This is a genomic window from Tepidimonas sp. HKU78 (assembly GCF_049860815.1).
GTDB lineage: Bacteria > Pseudomonadota > Gammaproteobacteria > Burkholderiales > Burkholderiaceae_C > Tepidimonas.
This window is the reverse complement of the sequence record NZ_CP187547.1, coordinates 1,461,897-1,479,664: the sequence shown is the minus strand read 5'-3', so window position 1 is coordinate 1,479,664 and position 17,768 is coordinate 1,461,897. Positions and strand designations below refer to the sequence as shown.

Here is a 17,768-nt window from a genome sequence, read left to right as displayed (position 1 = left end):
GCCCCCTGCGAGCGTTTTGGGTCCCGATGAAAATACTGTATGGTCTGCACAACCTGCGCCGCCACCCGCGCAGCGCGCGCGCGCTGACGATCGGCAATTTCGACGGCGTGCACCGCGGCCACCAGGCCATGCTGGCGCTGCTCATCAACGAGGCGCGGCACCGCGGCGTGCCCGCCTGTGCGGTCACATTCGAGCCGCACCCGCGCGATTTCTTCGCGGCGCGCCAGCGCCGCCCGGAGCTGGCCCCGGCGCGCATCGCCACGCTGCGCGACAAGCTGGCCGAACTGCGCCGCTGTGGCATCGACGAATGCGTCATCTTGCCGTTCGACGATGCGCTGGCTGCCCTGTCAGCCGAAGCCTTCATCGACCAGGTGCTGCTGCAGGCGCTGGGCGCCTGCTATGTGTTGGTGGGCGATGATTTTCGCTTCGGTGCACAGCGCCGCGGCGACTATGTGCTGCTCGACGCAGCGGGCGCGGCACGCGGCTTCGACGTCGCGCGCATGCTCAGCTACGAGGTACACGGTGTGCGCGTCTCCAGCTCCGAGGTGCGCGCCGCGCTCGCCGCCGGCGACATGGCGCGCGCCGCCGCGCTGCTGGGACGCCCCTACGCCATCAGCGGGCATGTGGTGCACGGCCGCAAATTGGGGCGTGCGCTGGGGGCCTCGGCGCCCGAGCGCGGCGACGGCTTTCGCACGCTGAATCTGCGCTTCGACCACTGGAAGCCGGCCGCCAGCGGCATCTTCGTGGTGCAGGTGTACGGGCTCGATCCCACCCCGGGGGCGGCGCCGTTGCCGGGTGTGGCCAACCTGGGCGTGCGGCCCTCGCTGGATCCGAACGATGTCAACGGCGGGCGCGTGTTGCTGGAAACCCACTGCCTGGCGTGGCCCGAGCGCGTGCAAGCGGCACTGGCGCACGCGCCAACGCCGGGGGAGGCCTACGGTAGAATCATTCGCGTCGAGCTGCTGCACAAGCTGCACGACGAGCGCCGCTACGACAGCCTCGATGCGCTGACCGCCGGCATCGCCCACGATTGCGCCGATGCCCGCGCTTGGTTTGCCGCGCACGGCCCCACGCCCGCCCGCCCATCATGACCGAACGCCGCGCCGCCGACACTTTGCCCGATTACAGCCACACGCTCAACCTGCCCGACACGCCGTTTCCGATGCGCGGCAACCTGCCGCAGCGCGAGCCGGATTGGGTGCGCCAGTGGGAGGAACAGGGCATCTATCGGCGTCTGCGCGAGGCGCGCGCCGGCGCGCCCAAGTTCATCCTGCACGACGGACCACCCTACGCCAACGGCCGCATTCACATCGGGCACGCCGTCAACAAGATTCTCAAGGACATGATCGTCAAGGCGCGCCAGCTCGCCGGCTTCGACGCGCAGTACATCCCGGGCTGGGACTGTCACGGCCTGCCGATTGAAAACGCCATCGAGAAGCTGTACGGCCGGGGCTTGAGCCGCGATGAGATGCAGGCCAAGGCGCGGGCTTTTGCCACCGAGCAGATCGCGCAACAGATGGCCGACTTCAAGCGCCTGGGCGTGCTGGGCGATTGGGAGCGCCCCTACCGCACGATGGACTTCAAGAATGAGGCCGAGGAAATCCGCGCCTTCAAGCGCGTGATGGAGCGCGGCTTCGTGTACCGGGGCTTGAAGCCCGTGTATTGGTGTTTCGACTGCGGCTCGTCGCTGGCCGAGTTCGAGATCGAATACGCCGACAAACAAAGCCAGACGCTGGACGTGGCGTTTCGCTGCGCCCAGCCCGATGCGGTGCTGCAGGCGTTTGCCAGCGCCAGCCCGCTGCCGCACGCCGACCTGGCCGCGCTGGCCGGGCGCGACGTGTATGCCGTCATCTGGACCACCACCGCCTGGACCATTCCCGCCAACCAGGCGCTCAACGTCAACCCCGAGCTGCCGTATGCGCTGGTGGACACGCCGCGCGGCCTGCTGATCCTGGCCGAGGCCCTGGTCGAGTCGTGCCTGCAGCGCTACGGGCTGACAGGCCAGGTACTGGCCGTGGCGCCGGGCCGGGTGCTGGATCGCATCGCGTTCCACCACCCGCTGGCACACGTGCACCCGGGATACGACCGCCTGTCCCCCGTGTACCTGGCGGACTACGCCACCGCCGAGGACGGCACCGGGATCGTGCACTCGGCCCCGGCCTACGGCGTGGAAGACTTCCATTCCTGCGTCGCGCACGGCCTGGCGCTGGCCGACATCCTCAACCCCGTGCAGGGCAACGGGGTGTACGCCGGCGACCTGCCACTCTTTGGCGGCCAGTCGATTTGGAACGCCACCCCGCTCATCATCGACACGCTGCGCCAAGCCGAGCGGCTGCTCGCCACCCAGACCATCACGCACAGCTACCCGCACTGCTGGCGCCACAAAACACCGGTCATCTACCGCGCGGCGGCGCAGTGGTTCGTGCGCATGGACGCCCCGACCGAGGCCACGCGCGGCATCTTCGCCACCGACCCGGCGCCGCAATCGCTGCGCGAAATGGCGCTGCACGCCATCGAACACACCCAGTTCTACCCGGAAAGCGGGCGCGCCCGGCTGCGCGACATGATCGCGCATCGGCCCGACTGGTGCATCAGCCGCCAACGCAGCTGGGGCGTGCCGCTGCCCTTCTTGCTGCACGTGGACAGTGGCGAGCCGCATCCGCGCACACCCGAGATCATCGATCTGGCGGCCGAGGTGGTCGAGGCTGGCGGCATCGAGGCCTGGAGCAAGCTCACGGTGACCGACATCCTGCAGCGCATCGGCGACCCGACCGACCCAAGCCTCTATACCAAGAGCACCGACATCCTGGAAGTGTGGTTCGACTCCGGCACCACGCACACCACGGTGCTCAAGGGCAGCCACGCGGGCGCCGGGCACGACGAGGGGCCCGAGGCTGACCTGTACCTGGAGGGCCACGACCAGCACCGCGGCTGGTTCCACTCCTCGCTGCTGACCGCCTGCGCCATGTACGGCCGCGCGCCCTACCGCGGCTTGCTCACCCACGGCTTCACGGTGGACGGCCAGGGCCGCAAGATGAGCAAGTCGCTCGGCAACGTGGTGGCCCCGCAGGAGGTTAGCGACAAGCTCGGCGCCGAGATCATCCGCCTGTGGGTGGCCGCTACCGACTACGCGGGCGACCTGGGCATCGACGACAAAATCCTGGCGCGCGTGGTGGACGCCTACCGGCGCATGCGCAACACGCTGCGCTTTTTGCTCGCCAACATCAGCGACTTCGACCCGCAGGCCGACGCGGTTCCGACAGCGCAGTTGCTGGAGATCGACCGTTGGGCGCTCGCCCGCACCGCGCAGCTGCAAGCCGAGGTGCTGGCGCACTACCAACGCTACGAATTCCACCCGGTGGTGGCCAAGCTGCAGGTCTTTTGCTCGGAAGACCTCGGTGCGTTTTATCTGGACGTGCTCAAAGACCGGCTCTACACGACCGCGCCCAAGAGTCTGGCGCGCCGCAGCGCGCAAACCGCCCTGCACCAGATCACGCACGCACTGCTGCGCTGGATGGCGCCGTTCCTGTCCTTCACCGCCGAGGAAGCGTGGGCCCTGATCGGGCACACGCCCAGCATCTTCACCGAAACCTATTGGGCCCTGCCCAGCCCGGATGAAGCGCTGCTGGCCAAGTGGGGCCGCATCCTGGCCATCCGCGATGCGGTCAACAAAGCCATCGAGGACGAACGCGCCGCCGGCCGCATCGGCCCCTCGCTGCAGGCGGAAGTCACGCTGACGCTGCCGCCGGAAGACCACGCGCTGCTGGCCAGCCTGGGCGACGACGCCCGGTTCGTCTTCATCGTCTCGGCGCTGACGTTGCACGCGGGCGCCGCGCTGGCGGTGTCGGTCACGCCCTCCCCCCACCCCAAGTGCGCGCGCTGCTGGCACTGGCGCGCCGATGTCGGGCACGACCCCGCCCATCCCCACTTGTGCGGCCGCTGCACGAGCAACCTGTTCGGCGCGGGCGAGCCGCGCCACGCCGCCTGAGGGCACGCCATGGCCAAGGCATCGTCGCGCGGCATGCTCACCTGGCTCGGACTGGCATTTGCCATCGTCCTGCTCGATCAGTTCACCAAAACACTCATCGTCGGCTTCTACCGACTGGGCGAGGTCACCCCGGTGACGTCGTTTTTCAACATCGTGCGCGTGCACAACCCCGGGGCGGCGTTTTCTTTCCTGGCCAACGCCGGAGGCTGGCAACGCTGGCTCTTCACCGCCATCGGGCTGGCGGTGGCCGTCTTCATCGTCTGGACGCTGCGCAGCCACGCGCACCAGCGGCTGTTTGCCTTTTCGCTGGCGTGTCTGCTGGGCGGCGCGCTGGGCAATGTGATCGATCGCCTGCTGCGCGGCTACGTGGTGGACATGCTGGACTTTCACTTTCGCTGGCTTGCGCCCCTGTTCGCGGGGGGGCACTTTCCCTCCTTCAACGTCGCCGACGCCGCCATCACCGTGGGGGCGGTCGGCCTGATCGTCGACGAACTGTTGCGCGTGCGCCGCAGTCGTTGACGGCCACCTCCAGGCGCGACGGAGCCGATGGACCGCGATCCTTGACTGTCGGTTATAACGTCGGCATGAAACGTGTCTTCGTCTGGTTGGGGTTGATCGGGGCGCTGGCATGTGCGGGCGCCTCGGCGCAACCCGTCGCTTGCCACGTGGCGTACGCCGGCGCGGTCCGCACCGTTGTCGTTGCGCCCAGCGCGCACGCCGAACCGACCGATCCCCAACTCACCAGTTCGTCCATCGCCGTCGAAATCGTCAACCGCTTGCCCCCGGCCCCCGGTGCCGGCGTGACCGTGCGCACGCTGAGCGTGCGCGAGGGACAACCACAGCTGTTGCATCAGGCCAGCTATCTGCCCGGTGCCCCCGTCACCGGGCCGCACGGCTTTACCGGCCTGCAGGTGGTACGCGAGCCGGTGCGCGGCAACGAACTCACCTACTGGTGCGAACATCTGCCGCCGCGGCAGTGATGGGTGACGCGGCCCTTCAGGGCAGCAGGATGGTCGAGCCCGTCGTCTGGCGCGCCTCCAGCGCCCGGTGTGCCTCCTGCACCCGCTCCAGCGGATAGCGCTGCTCGACATGGATGCGCACCTGGCCCGACGCGACCACGGCGAACAGATCGTCGGCCATGGCCTGCGTGCGCTCGCGGCTCGTGATGTGGGTGAACAGCGTCTGCCGCGTCACGTACAGCGACCCCTTGGGACCCAGAATGCCCGGCGCGAATGGCGGCACCGGCCCACTGGCGTTGCCAAACGATACCATCAGCCCGAACGGGGCCAGACAGTCCAGCGAGCCGTCCCAAGTGTCTTTGCCGACCGAGTCGTACACCACCTTGACGCCCTTGCCGCCGGTGATGGCACGCACGCTTTCCACGAAGTTTTGGGTGCGGTAGTTGATGCAGTGCTCAGCGCCGTTGGCGATGGCCAGTGCGCATTTGTCGTCGGTGCCCGCGGTGCCGATCAGGCGCAGCCCCAGCACGCGCGCCCACTGGCAGGCGATCAGCCCGACGCCACCGGCCGCCGCGTGGAACAAGACGAAATCCCCCGGTTGTAGCCCCTCGACCGGGCGGCAGTGTTTGAGCAGGTATTGCGCGGTCAGGCCCTTGAGCATCATGGCCGCCCCCTCCTCGAACGAGATGGCATCGGGCAGCCGGCACACGTTCATCGCCGGCATCACACGCACGTCGCAGTAACTGCCCGGTGGCTGCGCGGCATACGCCACGCGGTCGCCCACAGCCAGGTGCGTCACGCCCTCGCCCACCGCCTCCACCACCCCCGCGCCCTCCATGCCCAAGCGGGCCGGCAGCGGCAGCGGGTAGAGCCCGGTGCGGTGATAGACGTCGATGAAGTTCAGGCCGATGGCGTGGTGGCGGATGCGTGCCTCCCCCGGACCGGGGTCTGCGACAGCCACATCGACGAGGCGCAGCGCCTCCGGGCCGCCGGGGGCGTCGATTTGCACGGCACGGCTGAGCGTCATGGGAACTCCTACCAATGAGTCGTGGACCACGCGCTGGCGCGCGAAACGCGGCGGACAGCGCCCAACCCGTGATGGTGCCACGATTGGCGGCCAACCTCGGGGCTCGGGGTGGCGCGCAGGCGACGTGGCGCTACCCGACGGCTCGGCTACAGTCGGAATATGACGCGCGCCACGCCTTCGCCCTTGAACGCCTCCACCATTGTGCTGCTGACCATCCCGCCCCTCATGTGGGCTGGCAACGCCGTGGTGGGCCGACTGGCGGCGGCGTGGATTCCACCCATCACTTTCAATCTGTTGCGCTGGGTCATCGCCTTTGCGCTGCTGCTGCCGCTGGCGGCATGGGTGCTACGGGCAGACAGCCCGCTGTGGCGGCAGTGGCGGCGCTTTGCCGTGCTCGGGCTGCTCGCCGTGGCAGGCTACAACATGCTGCAGTATTTGGCGCTGCACACTTCCACGCCGCTCAACGTCACGCTGGTGGCCTCCAGCATGCCAGTGTGGATGATGCTGGTGGGTCGGCTGTTTTTTGGGGCTGCCGTGCAGCCGCGGCAGTTGGCGGGCGCCGTGCTGTCACTGACTGGGGTGCTGGTGGTGCTGTCGCAAGGTCAGTGGGAGCGGCTGCTGCAACTGCACTTCGTGCCCGGCGACGCCTGGATGCTGGCCGCCGCCTTCACCTGGGCCTGCTACAGCTGGCTGCTCACGCGCCGCGACGAGGCGCCCGAAATCCGCCACGACTGGGCCGCCTTCTTGCTCGCCCAGACCACGATGGGGCTGGTCAGCGCAGCCGCGCTGACGGCTGGCGAATGGGTGTGGCTCGCGACCGCGGCGCCCACCGACATGCCCACCACCATTCACTGGAGCGGGGCACTGGCGGCGGTGCTGCTGTTCGTGGCCGTGGGGCCGTCGATCATCGCCTACCGCTGCTGGGGCGCCGGCGTGCAGCGCGCCGGCCCGACGGTGGCCGGCTTTTTCACCAACCTGACGCCCCTGTTCGCGGCCATCATGTCTGCGGCGTTTCTGGGCGAGCCCCCGCAGGCGTTTCACGCGGTGGCGTTCGCACTCATCGTCGCCGGCATCGTGGTGTCGTCGCGGCGAGGGTGACGGCGGCGCAGCGGCGCTCAAAACGTCCCCGGATAGGCACCGCCGTCGAGCAAGATATTCTGCCCCGTCAAATATCCGGCCTGCACACTGCAGAGGAAAGCGCAGAAAGCGCCAAATTCCTCGGGTGTGCCAAAGCGCCCGGCGGGGATGACCCTGAGCTGCTGGTGCTCGATGGCCGCCAGCGGCTGGCCGGTCTTGTCGGCCATGGCCTGCAGCGTGGCGCGCAACCGGTCGGTGGCGAACTTGCCCGGCAGCAGGTTGTTGAGGGTCACGCCCCGCGCCGCCAGCGCGCTGCGCGCCAGCCCGGCGACGAAGCCGGTCAAACCGCTGCGCGCGCCGTTGCTCAGGCCCAGGATGTCGATCGGCGCCTTGACGGCGCTGGAGGTGATGTTGACGATGCGGCCGAAACCGCGCGCGGCCATGCCGTCCACCGTCGATTTGATGAGCTCGATCGGGGCGAGCATGTTGGCGTCGATGGCGCGCAGCCAGGCGTCGCGGTCCCACTGGCGAAAATCACCCGGTGGCGGCCCGCCCGCGTTGGTCACCACGATGTCCACGTCCCGCCCTGGCCCGCCCGGGGCCGACAGCAGCGCCGCGCGCCCCTCCGGGGTGGTCACGTCGGCCACGACGGCCAGCACCCGGTTGGTGGCACCCGCGGGCAGCTCGGCACGCAGCCGCGCCGCGGCCGCCTGCAATGCCTCGGCCCCGCGCGCGGCCATGATCACGTGTACCCCTTCTAGCGCCAACGCCCGCGCGCACCCCCAGCCCAGCCCCCGGCTGGCCCCACACACGATGGCCCAACGGCCTGCGATGCCCAAGTCCATGACCGACCTCCTCGTTTGCCATTTCGGGTTGGTTATGATTTCAGCGTCGCGCCATCATAAAAACCGATCGACCTCAGGGGGCAGACATGCGCGACACGCCCGTTAGCCGACCACCATGACGACGCCCACCCCCACACTACAAACCCTGCTGGTCGACCCCAATGAGGCAGCATCCCTGGTGTTGGAGAAAAAGCTCCAGCAGTTCGGCCTGGGTGTGTTGCGTGCGGCCACCATGGCGGATACCCTGTCGCTTGCACGGCGCCAGCCGTTCGACCTGGTGCTGACCGCCGGTTTGCTGGCCGATGGCGACGGCGTCACCTTGACCCGCCAGTTGCGAACGGTGGTGCGCGAGTCCACGCCCATCGTGCTCGTCAGCGCCAGTCCCTCGCCGCTGCTGCTCGACGACGCGTTTCGGGCCGGGGTGACCGACGTGTTCACCCGCGACGATCTGGAGCACCTGGACAACTTCCTGCGCTACTTCCTGTCGTCGCTGACCGACACGGTGCAGGGCGCGCGGCTGCTGTTGGTCGAGGATTCGGCCGCGCAGCAGCGGCACCTGGCTGCGATCCTGCAGCACCGCGGGTATGTGGTCGATACGGCCAGCAGCGTGGATGAGGCGCGCGAATGCATCGCCGCGCACGAATACGAGCTGTACCTGATCGATCTGGTGCTCATGGGCGCACAAAGCGGCATCGGTCTGATCCGCCAGCTGCGGCGCAAGCCGGAGGATTTCGTGCAGCACCCGATCATCGTGCTGACGGGTTACCACGACACGGCGCGCAAGAACGAGCTGTATCGACTGGGCGTCAACGATTACGTCGTCAAACCGCCGGCGGACGTCGAGCTGCTGGCGCGGGTGTACAACCTGGTCTACATGCGGCGGCTGTACCAGCAGCTGCGCGACCGCGAACGCTTGCTGCAAGCGATGGCGCTGACCGACCCGGTGACCCAGATCGCCAACCGCCACACCTACGACCAACTCGGCCCAAGGCACCTGCAGCGCGCGCGGCGGGACGGCAAACCGATAGCGCTGCTGGTGGTGGACATCGACCATTTCAAGCGTGTCAACGACCGCTTTGGCCATGCGTTCGGGGATACGGTGTTGGCTGCCGTGGCGCAGGCGCTGGCCACCGGGGTGCGGGCGCACGACCTGGTGGCTCGCTACGGTGGCGAGGAGTTCGTCATCCTGCTGGCCGACTGCCCACAGGAAGTGGCGCTGCGCAAGGCCGACGCGCTGCGCGAACGCGTGGCGCGCAGCGTGCGCACGCCCGACGGGCCGGTCACCATCAGTGTCGGGGTGGCCGTCATCCCGCCCGACAGCCAGGAAACCCTGGAACAAGCCTTCACCCGTGCCGACGCCGCCCTGTACGAGGCCAAAGCGGCTGGACGCGACACCGTCCGCCTGGCGCCTGCATCGCGCCAGCCCAGTTAGGGTTGATACGGCTGCAAGCTGCGCAACCAGTGGGGGGCGGGCAGACGCCAGCGGCTGCGGATGATCTCGGCTCGGGCCTGCAAGACTTCGCGCGCGGGGCGTTGCGGTGTGCGCTGGGCGAGCACGACGGTGTTACCCTCGCGCGTGGGCTTGAAAACCCATAGCGCTTCGGGCCCGAACGCCTGCGCAAGCGCGTCGAGAGAACGGGCCAAGCTGGCGCGCCGGCCAAACAGGTTGACCGTCAAGCACCCGTCCGGGGTGAGCAGGCCACGTGCGTCGGCGTAGAACGCCGCACTGTCCAGCACGGGCGCGCCGGCGTCGTGGTCGTACAGATCCACCGCCAGCGCATCCACCGTGCCCTGCCAGTCCGGATGGTGCACCCAGTGCGCCGCATCGCCCAGCACCACCCGCAACCCAGGGCCATCGGGCGGCAGGCGAAACCACGTCCGGCAAGCCGCCACCACTTGCGGGTTGAGCTCCACGGCCGTGGTATCCATGCCCAGGCGACGGTGGCAAAACTTGGTGAGGGCACCTGCCCCCAGCCCCAGCTGCAGCGCCCGACGCGCGGGGACGGTGTCGGACTCCACAAACAGCAGCCACGCCATCATGCGCTGCACGTACTCCAGCACCAGATCCGTCGGGCGGTCGATGCGCATGCTGCCTTGGATCCACGGTGTGCCCAGGTGCAGGTGGCGCACTCCACCTTCTTCGGACAGCGTGACCGGCGGCAAAGCAGCAGCCGGTTGGCGAGCCGGGGCAGCTCGGGGCGCCATGTCAAACTCCTTGCGAGGTTACCGCGATCCGCACCGGGACGCCATGGCGAGCCAGCACCGCGCCCCAGGCGGCGGTTTTGCGCGCCAGGCTCCAGGAGGCGTTGGCAGGGCTGGTGGAAGGCAGCCGCTCCACGGCCACCCCCAAAGCGCGGGTCAGATGGGCATGGCGCCAGCTTTCACCGCCGTTGTGGGCAATGGCGCGCAACGCCGGGCAGTGCTGGCGCAACGCCGCCAGGTCGTTGAGGCGCGGCGCGCGAATGGCGCTATCCAGGCTGCCTTCGCGCTCGCACTCGGCGTACACGTCCCACAACCCCAGGCCATGTTCCAGCAGCGCGGCCAGCCGGTCGGCATAGGGCCAATCGCGCAGCGGCAAGCCCCACAAGGCGCCCAGAATCGTCCAGAACTGGTTGTGCGGGTGGGCGTAGTACTGCTGAGCACGCAGCGACGCCGCGCCGGGGAAGCTCCCCAGCACCACCAGTCGGGTGCGGGGATCCAAGACGGGGGGCAGGCCCTGCAAACGGGTGCCGCCCGCGATCATGCCCAGCCCTCCCGCGCCAACCACGCCGCCAGGCGCGGCAGCGCCGCGCAGGCATTGGCGGTGGTGGCCTGGGCCAGCTCGCCGGACATCAGCCCGCGCAGCTGGGCCAAGACGGCGCCGATGCGCGGCAACTCGGCGGGGGTGTTGCGCCCCTGGGGCCGCCCCGCGGCCCGCTCGGCCGCCGGCACGTACAGCCACTGCGGTGGGATGTCGGGCGCGTCGGTCTCCAGCACCAGCGCATCCAGCGGCGCGGTGCTGGCCAACGCGCGCAGCCGCCGCGCGGTGTCGAACGTCACGGCCCCGCCCACCCCGATGCGCAGCCCCAGGGCCTGCATGGCCTGCGCCTGCGCCAGGCTGCCGTTGAACGCATGCGCGATGCCACCGCTCAAGCGCCGGCCCGCGCGGGCTTGCTCGCGCAGCCCGGCCAGCACGTCGTCCACCGCGCGGCGCACGTGCAGAATCACGGGCAAACCTGCCTGCTGCGCCAGCCGCAGCTGGGCGCGATAAAAATACCGCTGACGCGTCCGCATCTCGGGGGTGCACAGGGCAGGTTCGAAGTAGTCCAGTCCAATCTCGCCCACCGCCACCAGTTGCGGGTCGTCACGCCAGTCTCGCAGGGCTTGCGCGAGACGCTCCAGGTCATCGTCGCTGGCCTGCGGAACGTAAAGCGGGTGGATGCCCAGCGCATACACGTCGCCCCACGCGTGCGCCAGCGCGCGCACCGTGGCGAAATTGGCCACCTGTACCGCTGGCAGCACACAGCACGCCACGCCAGCCGCACGCGCCTGCGCCCGCACGGCCGGGGCATCCGGCCCGAACTCGGGGGCGTCTAGATGGCAGTGGGTGTCGATCCACATCGTACGCACGATTATCGACCAGCGGCGCCGCTCGGCGTTACCATCTCGGGTGTCGCTTGGAGGATCACCGATGACTGCGTCCCGATTCACACGCCGCCACCTGCTGGGCGCCGCCTTGGCCGGCGCCACCGTGGGGCTGGCAGCCCCCGCCGCGCCCGTTTGGGCCGACAGCCGCACGGTCAAACTGCTGGTGGGCTTTCCGCCCGGCGGCGGCACGGACGCCATCGCTCGCCTGCTGGCCGAGCCCCTGCGCGAGGCGCTGGGTGTGCCGGTGGTGGTGGAAAACCGCGCGGGTGCCGGCGGGCAGATCGCCGCCCAGGCCCTCAAGGCCGCGGCCCCCGATGGCAGCACGCTGTTTCTGACGCACGACCACACGATTTCCATCCTGCCGCAGGTGCTGCGCAACCCGGGGTTCGATCCGGCCAAAGATTTCGTCGCAGTGGCAGGCTTTGCCACGTTCGTCAACGCGCTGGCGGTCTCTGGCGCCACGCCCGCGCGCAGCTATCGGGACTTCATCGCCTGGGTGCGCCAGCAGGGTGGGCGCGCCAACGTGGGCATTCCGGCACCGGCGTCGGTGCCGCAGTTCCTGGTGCAGTCGCTGGCGCGGCGCGAGCAGCTCGACCTCGTGGCCGTGCCGTACCGCGGCAGCGCGCCGATGATGGCCGACATGCTGGGCAACCAGATTCCCGCAGGGGTGGGCTCGATCCCTGACTTCATCGAAAACCACAAAGCGGGCAAGCTGCATGTGGTCGCCGTGATGGGCCGCGCGCGCCAAGCGCTGTTGCCCGAGGTGCCCACGCTGGCCGAGCTGGGCATCACCGGCTTCGAGGAGGTGCCCTACTACGGCCTGTTCGCACCCGCCGGCACACCACGCGCGGCACTGGAGCCGATCAGCGCCGCCCTGGCCAAGGCGCTGGCCCAGCCCACGGTGCGCGATCGGCTGACCGCCATGGGGTTGGCGGTGGGATTCATGAGCGGCGAGCAACTCGCCCAGCGCGAGCGCGCCTACACCGAGGTATGGGCGCGCATCATTCGCGACAGCGGCTTTCAGCCCCAGTGACGGCGTACCGCCCGCGCGCTGCGCGCGTCAATCGCCCAAAAACCCACTTGCCCGGTAGGTCAACACCAGGGTATCGCGCCAGCCCACCTCGCCCTCGGTGACGGGCTGGATGGGCGTGGTCTCATGGATGACGCGCGCATCGTCGAGCAGCAGTACCGACCACGGCTCGGTGAGGGTGAAGCGCTGACCATTGGGGCCGTCGGCCTCGAAGACGCGGCTCTCGCCCCCCTTGATGCGCTCGCGCGCCACCAGAAAGACGGCCACCAGATCGACCCCATCGCGGTGCGCCCCTTCGGGCGTGGGACGACCAATGCCCCCCGTGGTGTCGATGCGAAACGGGTGCGCCTCGACGTACCAGGGCTGCGCCCCGCGCAGTCGCGAGGCGACCTCTCCCGTGCGCTGCAACAGACGCGTCCACGCGGGCTGCGCCGTCAGCACATCGGTCAGCGGCGCAAACCAGCGGTACATCCCCCCGTGCAGGGCGTTGTATTCCACAGGCTGGTAGTGCGCGCGCTCGGGCATTCGCTGTACGCGCTCGCCATCCACCACATAGCAGCCGTGCCGACGGCGCCGATAGCGCCCCCCGTCTTTCAAGTAGCGGTCGGGGGGCAAGTCGTCCCAAGCCGGCTGTAGCGCCGCCAGCGCGGCCGCCTCCAGCCCCAGCCACGCCCGCACGGCCGCCGCATCCAGCACTGCATAGCCTTGGCGGGCCAGCGTGGTATCGAGCGCATCGGCAGCAACGGCGGGGGGCGGGAATTGAACGGTCATGGTGGCGCAAGTGTAGCCGCCCACACCGCCGACATGCGGGTAAACGCTATGGACGCCGCAGCCGCGCTGGCCTATCGTTTCCGGTTGACAAAAATCAACTGTTGGTTTGCTTGGAGGGACCCGATGGCCGTCACGCACCCCGAATCTGACGCGACGCCCGAGACGTCGTCGTCGTCGACCGAGGCCACTGCCCCACGCGAGTCGGTCTTTTCGCTGCCGCTGGCGTCGCTGCGGCCCAGCGACCCGCTGCGCTGGCTGGCGCTCGGGTGGCGCGATTTTCGGCGCTGCCCGCGTATTGGACTTTTCTACGGGGCGTGTTTCGCCCTCATGGGACAGGCGCTGTGGCAGGTGTTTCAGCATGCCCCCGCTTACGTACTGGCGCTCAGCGCCGGGTTTTTGCTGCTGGGGCCGTTTCTGGCGCTGGGGCTCTATGACGCCAGCCGGGCGCTGGAGCAGGGGCGGCAACCATCGCTGCGCGCGTCCCTCTTGGCCTGGCGTCCGACGCTGTCGACCATGGCCATCTTTGCCGGTGTGCTGTTGATCCTGGAAATGCTCTGGGGCCGCGCCTCGCTGGTGGTTTTTGCGGTCACGATGAACACCATGCCCTCGAACGAAAACATGCTGGCCGCGCTGGTGAGTCTGGACAACCTGGAGTTTCTGATCACCTATGTGATCGTCGGGGCGATCTTTGCCGGTCTGATCTTCGTCAGCAGCGCGATCTCGATCCCCATGATCCTGGACCGGCAGACCGACGCCGTCTCGGCCGCCCTGATGAGCTTTCGGGCCTGCCTGCAAAACCCGGGGGTGATGCTGCTGTGGGGCGCGCTGATCACGCTGCTGTGCGCGCTGGCGATGCTGCCCGCCTTTTTGGGGCTGTTGGTGGTGGGGCCCGTGCTGGGCCACGCCACTTGGCACGCCTACCGGCACATCGTACCGCCGCCTGCCACCGTGGCCGAAGGCGCCGGACCGGCGGCGGCCTCCGTCACGCGTTGACGTCGACCCGCAGCCGCCCCCGCACCCGGCCAGCGAGCACGTCGTGCGCGGCGCCGATGGCGTCGGCGAGTCCAATGGTCTGCGTCATGCGCGCCAGCACCGCCCGATCCAACTCCGCCGCCAGCCGCGACCATGCCTCGCGGCGCCGCGCCATCGGCGCCATGACGCTGTCGATGCCGTAGAGCGTGACCCCGCGCAGAATAAAGGGCGCCACCGTCGCCGGAAAGTCCATGCCCTGCGCGAGCCCGCACGCCGCCACCGCACCCCCATAGCGCGTGCTGGCACAGGCGTTGGCCAACGTGTGGCTGCCCACCGCATCGACGACGCCGATCCAGCGCTCCTTCTGCAACGGCTTGCCCGGCGCGGAAAGCTGGGCGCGATCGATGACGTCGGCCGCGCCCAGCGCGTGCAGGTAATCCGCCTCATGGGGCCGACCGGTGGAGGCCACCACCCGGTGCCCGGCACGCGCCAGCAGCGCGATGGCCACGCTACCCACGCCACCACCGGCGCCGGTGACCAGCACGTCACCGCTGCCGGGCGTCACGCCCTGTGCCTGCCAGTGCGCCTGCAGCGCCATCACACACAGCATGGCGGTGTAGCCGGCAGTGCCGATCGCCATCGCCTCGGCCGCCGACAGTCCCGCGGGCAAGGGCTGCAACCAATCGGCCTTGACGCGCGCGCGCTGTGCCAGGCCGCCCCAGTGCACCTCGCCCACGCCCCAGCCATTGAGCAACACGGCGTCGCCGGGTGCGAAGCGCGGGTCGTCACTCGCCTCCACCGTGCCGGCCAGATCGATGCCGGGCACCATCGGAAACTGCCGCACCACTGGCGCGCGCCCCGTGATCGCCAGCGCGTCCTTGTAGTTGAGCGTCGAGTGCGACACGCGCACCGTCACATCGCCCGGCGGTAGGCGCTCCTCGGGCAACTCGGCCAGCGTACAGCCATAACCAGCGTCGGTTTTGTCGATCAGCAGGGCTTTGAACATGGCAGCAGCCACTCCATGACACGATCCTGAGGCATTGTGGCACATCGACGGTGGCGGGGCGAACGCCCCCGCGTCACCTGCGTACCACCCCAGCCTGGCAGGGGTGGCCTACCATGCGGGTAGATGAGCCGTCCCTCCTCCACCACCGCCGCTAGTACCCACGATCCGGATGATCCCCGCACGCTGCCCGGGCTGCTGTGGTGGTTTGCGGCGTGCAATTTCGTCATCGGCACGGGCGCCTTTGGCATGACGGGCTACCTGGGCCCGCGGCGCACGATCGCGCTGCTGCTGGGCATCCTGTCGCTGGTCATGGTGGCCGTGCCATGGACGGCCGGCCACCTGGCGTGGACGGCGGCCGTGTTTGCCGTGTGGACGGTGTGCGGCTTCGGGCTCATGACGCCGCAGCAATCCCGCCTGGCAGAGCTGGCCTTCACACAAGCCCCGTTGTTGCTGAGCGTGAATGCCTCCATGGTCTATATCGGCACGGCGCTGGGTTCGGCCATCGGCGGTGCCGCGCTGGCCGTCGTCGGCTTCGAACGCTTGTCCTGGCTGGGCGCACTATTCGTCGCAGCGGCGCTGGCCACGCTCGCGCTGCCGCCCGGCGGACCGCAGCGGCCGCGCCGCGCCGAATGAACTCGTCGCCCCCCGGACATCCGAAAGCCCGCTATCATCGCATTCATGCGGCGATGGATGCTTTGGTGCTTGCTGGTACTGCTGCCCTGGCGCTTGTGGGCGGCGGGCACCATGCCGCTGCAGCCGTGCGCCGCTGACGCGTCGGCCGGGTACGTCGCCGCCAGCATGGCACTGGCGCCAGCGCATGGCCCTTCTCACGCCGATCATGGATCGCTTCACGGCGCCCCTGAGGACGCCTCCGTGCAGCCATCCGCAGGCACACACGCGGGCTGTGACCCGTGGGCAGCTGCAGGCCATGCCGCGTGCGCTGTGTGTGACGTCTGTCACAACCCGCGGCTGGTCCTGTCTCACCCGGCCCGGGCGTCCGACAGCATCAAGCACCACTGGGCGCTGACCCAGGTGCCCCTGCCCCCCACCCTCCTTCCGGCACCGCCGCGCAAGCCCCCGATCGCCTGAACACCGCTGCACCGTCTCGGCCGCCTACGGGCTGCCGTGCGTTCTGAGGTTTTTTCAGGAGATCGACCATCATGCCGTACCCCCCGATGGGCTGGCGCCTGCTGGGCCTGTTGGCCCTGGCTTGGCTGCCGACCGCCCATGCCCAAGTCCACAGCCACCCGGCCCCCAAATCAGACCGGGTACCCGACACCCCACACACAGCGGCTGCGGCCCCTTTGCCCACTGCTGATCCGGCCGCCGCCTGGCGTGCCGCCAACGACACGGTGGGCGCGTTCCCGCGCGGGCATGCAGACCTGCTGCGCTGGGAACAGGCCCAGGGCTGGACCGGTGCGCCGGCCGACGACGAACCGCCGCGGGATCCGCTGACCCTGGACGCCGCCGTCCAGCATGCCCTGCGCGCCGATGCCGCCTGGCTGCTCATGCCCACCTTCAGCGAGCGCGAGCGGCGCCAGCGCGCCCAAGCCGCCACCCGCGTGGCGCTGGCGGCGCAAACGGCCTGGATCGACGCCGTGGCGGCGCGTGAGCAAAGCCGCCTGGCCGAACGGATGGCCGAGGCGGCCGACATCGGCCACGAGCTGGCTCGGCGCATGCACCAGGTGGGCCACTTCAGCGCCGAGCGCCTGCAGCGCGAGGCGCTGGTGCTAGAGAACGTGCAGGCACGTCTGCAGCAGGCACGCTGGCGCGAGCAACAGGCACTGCTTCGGCTGCGCCAGCGGCTGGGGTTGGCCGACCCACCCACGGCGCTGGCGCAACGCTTGCCCCTGACCTTGCCCGCCCCCCCTGCGCCCCCCGACGAGGGGCAGCGCCCCCAGTTGGCCACCCAACAGCGCGACCACGACCCGGCATGGGAGCAGGTGCGACAAGACGCCGAGCGGACGCGGGCCGCGCTGGCGCCGGCCACCTGGGCGCTCATCGAGCGCGCGCTGGCCGATGCGACCCGCGCTAACCTCGACGCCGCGCTGGCCGACCGCGATCCGCCCACGCGCCGCTGGCCCCACGCGTGGGGAGAAGCACTGCTCGCCCAGCAAGCGCAAGCGCAGCGGGCGCAACAGCTCGACACCGATCTCGAGCTGGCGCTCGCTGCAGCGCACCACCAGACGCAGCGCTGGCAGCAGACCCAGCAGCGCCTGCTCCCGCTGGCCCAAGCGCTCGAAGACGAAACCCTGCTGCGCGTCAACGGAATGCTGGCCAGCACCTGGGATTTGCTGGCGGCCACGCGCGAGCGCTTGGCCACCCAACAAGCCAGCGTGGCCGCCGCACGCGATGCCTGGCTGGCCTGGTTGGACTTGCAAGCGGTGCTGGCCGCACTGCCCTACACACCGCGCGCCGACGGCCCCGTCGGTGACGCCGCCACCCCCGCCGCGAAAGGACACTGAT

General features: G+C 69.6%; 17 protein-coding genes. 10 read left to right on the top strand and 7 right to left on the bottom strand.

The features are described 5' to 3' along the window. Positions 1-26: 26 nt before the first annotated feature. From ACPYIS_RS07440 to ACPYIS_RS07425, 4 genes are all read left to right on the top strand, one after another. Positions 27-1,091: a bifunctional riboflavin kinase/FAD synthetase gene (locus tag ACPYIS_RS07440; RefSeq protein ID WP_424894792.1), complete on the top strand. Its 1,065-nt coding sequence runs from the start codon at positions 27-29 to the stop codon at positions 1,089-1,091. After that, a complete protein-coding gene (ileS, locus tag ACPYIS_RS07435; protein ID WP_424859656.1) occupies positions 1,088-3,988 on the top strand; it encodes an isoleucine--tRNA ligase in 2,901 nt (966 codons plus the stop codon). The genes ACPYIS_RS07440 and ileS overlap by 4 nt, the downstream gene beginning before the upstream one ends. A 9-nt stretch (positions 3,989-3,997) precedes the next feature. Beyond that, positions 3,998-4,507 (top strand): signal peptidase II, encoded by a 510-nt coding sequence (gene lspA / locus ACPYIS_RS07430; RefSeq protein ID WP_424859657.1) that lies wholly within the window; start codon positions 3,998-4,000, stop codon positions 4,505-4,507. Positions 4,508-4,572: 65 nt separating this feature from the next. After that, positions 4,573-4,968, top strand: coding sequence for a hypothetical protein (locus tag ACPYIS_RS07425; RefSeq protein WP_299021631.1), 396 nt, complete (start codon positions 4,573-4,575; stop codon positions 4,966-4,968). 16 nt (positions 4,969-4,984) lie between these two features. On the opposite strand, the gene ACPYIS_RS07420 is transcribed toward ACPYIS_RS07425, so the two are convergent. After that, positions 4,985-5,974: a quinone oxidoreductase family protein gene (locus tag ACPYIS_RS07420; protein ID WP_424859658.1), complete on the bottom strand. Its 990-nt coding sequence runs from the start codon at positions 5,972-5,974 to the stop codon at positions 4,985-4,987. Positions 5,975-6,133: 159 nt separating this feature from the next. On the opposite strand from ACPYIS_RS07420, the gene ACPYIS_RS07415 reads away from it, so the two are divergent. Continuing rightward, the gene (locus tag ACPYIS_RS07415) at positions 6,134-7,072 is read left to right on the top strand and encodes a DMT family transporter (RefSeq protein ID WP_424859659.1); all 939 of its coding nucleotides are present in this window, start codon (positions 6,134-6,136) and stop codon (positions 7,070-7,072) included. 17 nt (positions 7,073-7,089) lie between these two features. Here the strand turns inward: ACPYIS_RS07415 and ACPYIS_RS07410 are convergent, their stop codons facing one another. Next, positions 7,090-7,896, bottom strand: a complete 807-nt coding sequence (locus ACPYIS_RS07410; RefSeq protein WP_424859660.1) for an SDR family oxidoreductase — start codon at positions 7,894-7,896, stop codon at positions 7,090-7,092. A 115-nt stretch (positions 7,897-8,011) separates the two neighbouring features. Here ACPYIS_RS07410 and ACPYIS_RS07405 point away from each other — a divergent pair, with 115 nt between their 5' ends. Continuing rightward, positions 8,012-9,328 (top strand): diguanylate cyclase, encoded by a 1,317-nt coding sequence (locus tag ACPYIS_RS07405; RefSeq protein ID WP_424894793.1) that lies wholly within the window; start codon positions 8,012-8,014, stop codon positions 9,326-9,328. Here the strand turns inward: ACPYIS_RS07405 and ACPYIS_RS07400 are convergent. Genes ACPYIS_RS07400 through ACPYIS_RS07390 form a run of 3 tightly spaced genes read right to left on the bottom strand, consistent with a single transcriptional unit; the run spans position 9,325 to position 11,496 of the window. After that, positions 9,325-10,101, bottom strand: coding sequence for a spermidine synthase (locus ACPYIS_RS07400; RefSeq protein ID WP_424859662.1), 777 nt, complete (start codon positions 10,099-10,101; stop codon positions 9,325-9,327). The two genes, ACPYIS_RS07405 and ACPYIS_RS07400, sit on opposite strands and share 4 nt — an antisense overlap. A gap of 1 nt (position 10,102) precedes the next feature. Beyond that, positions 10,103-10,639, bottom strand: a complete 537-nt coding sequence (locus tag ACPYIS_RS07395; protein ID WP_299018910.1) for a DNA-deoxyinosine glycosylase — start codon at positions 10,637-10,639, stop codon at positions 10,103-10,105. Further along, a complete protein-coding gene (locus tag ACPYIS_RS07390; protein WP_299018912.1) occupies positions 10,636-11,496 on the bottom strand; it encodes a TatD family hydrolase in 861 nt (286 codons plus the stop codon). Before ACPYIS_RS07390 ends, ACPYIS_RS07395 begins: the two co-directional genes overlap by 4 nt. Positions 11,497-11,566: 70 nt before the next feature. Here ACPYIS_RS07390 and ACPYIS_RS07385 point away from each other — a divergent pair, with 70 nt between their 5' ends. Next, a complete protein-coding gene (locus ACPYIS_RS07385) occupies positions 11,567-12,556 on the top strand; it encodes a Bug family tripartite tricarboxylate transporter substrate binding protein (RefSeq protein WP_424859663.1) in 990 nt (329 codons plus the stop codon). A gap of 27 nt (positions 12,557-12,583) precedes the next feature. On the opposite strand, the gene ACPYIS_RS07380 is transcribed toward ACPYIS_RS07385, so the two are convergent. After that, positions 12,584-13,324 (bottom strand): 2OG-Fe dioxygenase family protein, encoded by a 741-nt coding sequence (locus tag ACPYIS_RS07380; protein ID WP_299018916.1) that lies wholly within the window; start codon positions 13,322-13,324, stop codon positions 12,584-12,586. 123 nt (positions 13,325-13,447) lie between these two features. Here ACPYIS_RS07380 and ACPYIS_RS07375 point away from each other — a divergent pair, with 123 nt between their 5' ends. Then, positions 13,448-14,317, top strand: a complete 870-nt coding sequence (locus tag ACPYIS_RS07375) for a DUF2189 domain-containing protein (RefSeq protein WP_424859664.1) — start codon at positions 13,448-13,450, stop codon at positions 14,315-14,317. Here ACPYIS_RS07375 and ACPYIS_RS07370 read toward each other — a convergent pair. Beyond that, positions 14,307-15,302, bottom strand: coding sequence for an MDR family oxidoreductase (locus tag ACPYIS_RS07370; RefSeq protein WP_424894794.1), 996 nt, complete (start codon positions 15,300-15,302; stop codon positions 14,307-14,309). The two genes, ACPYIS_RS07375 and ACPYIS_RS07370, sit on opposite strands and share 11 nt — an antisense overlap. 123 nt (positions 15,303-15,425) lie before the next feature. Between ACPYIS_RS07370 and ACPYIS_RS07365 the strand changes: the two genes are divergently transcribed. Both ACPYIS_RS07365 and ACPYIS_RS07360 read left to right on the top strand, forming a co-directional pair. Then, entirely contained in the window at positions 15,426-15,935 is a 510-nt protein-coding gene (locus ACPYIS_RS07365) for a hypothetical protein (RefSeq protein ID WP_424894795.1), read from the top strand. A 527-nt stretch (positions 15,936-16,462) separates the two neighbouring features. Then, complete coding sequence (locus ACPYIS_RS07360; protein ID WP_424859666.1) at positions 16,463-17,767, top strand: TolC family protein; 1,305 nt, start codon at positions 16,463-16,465, stop codon at positions 17,765-17,767. Position 17,768: the final 1 nt, after the last annotated feature.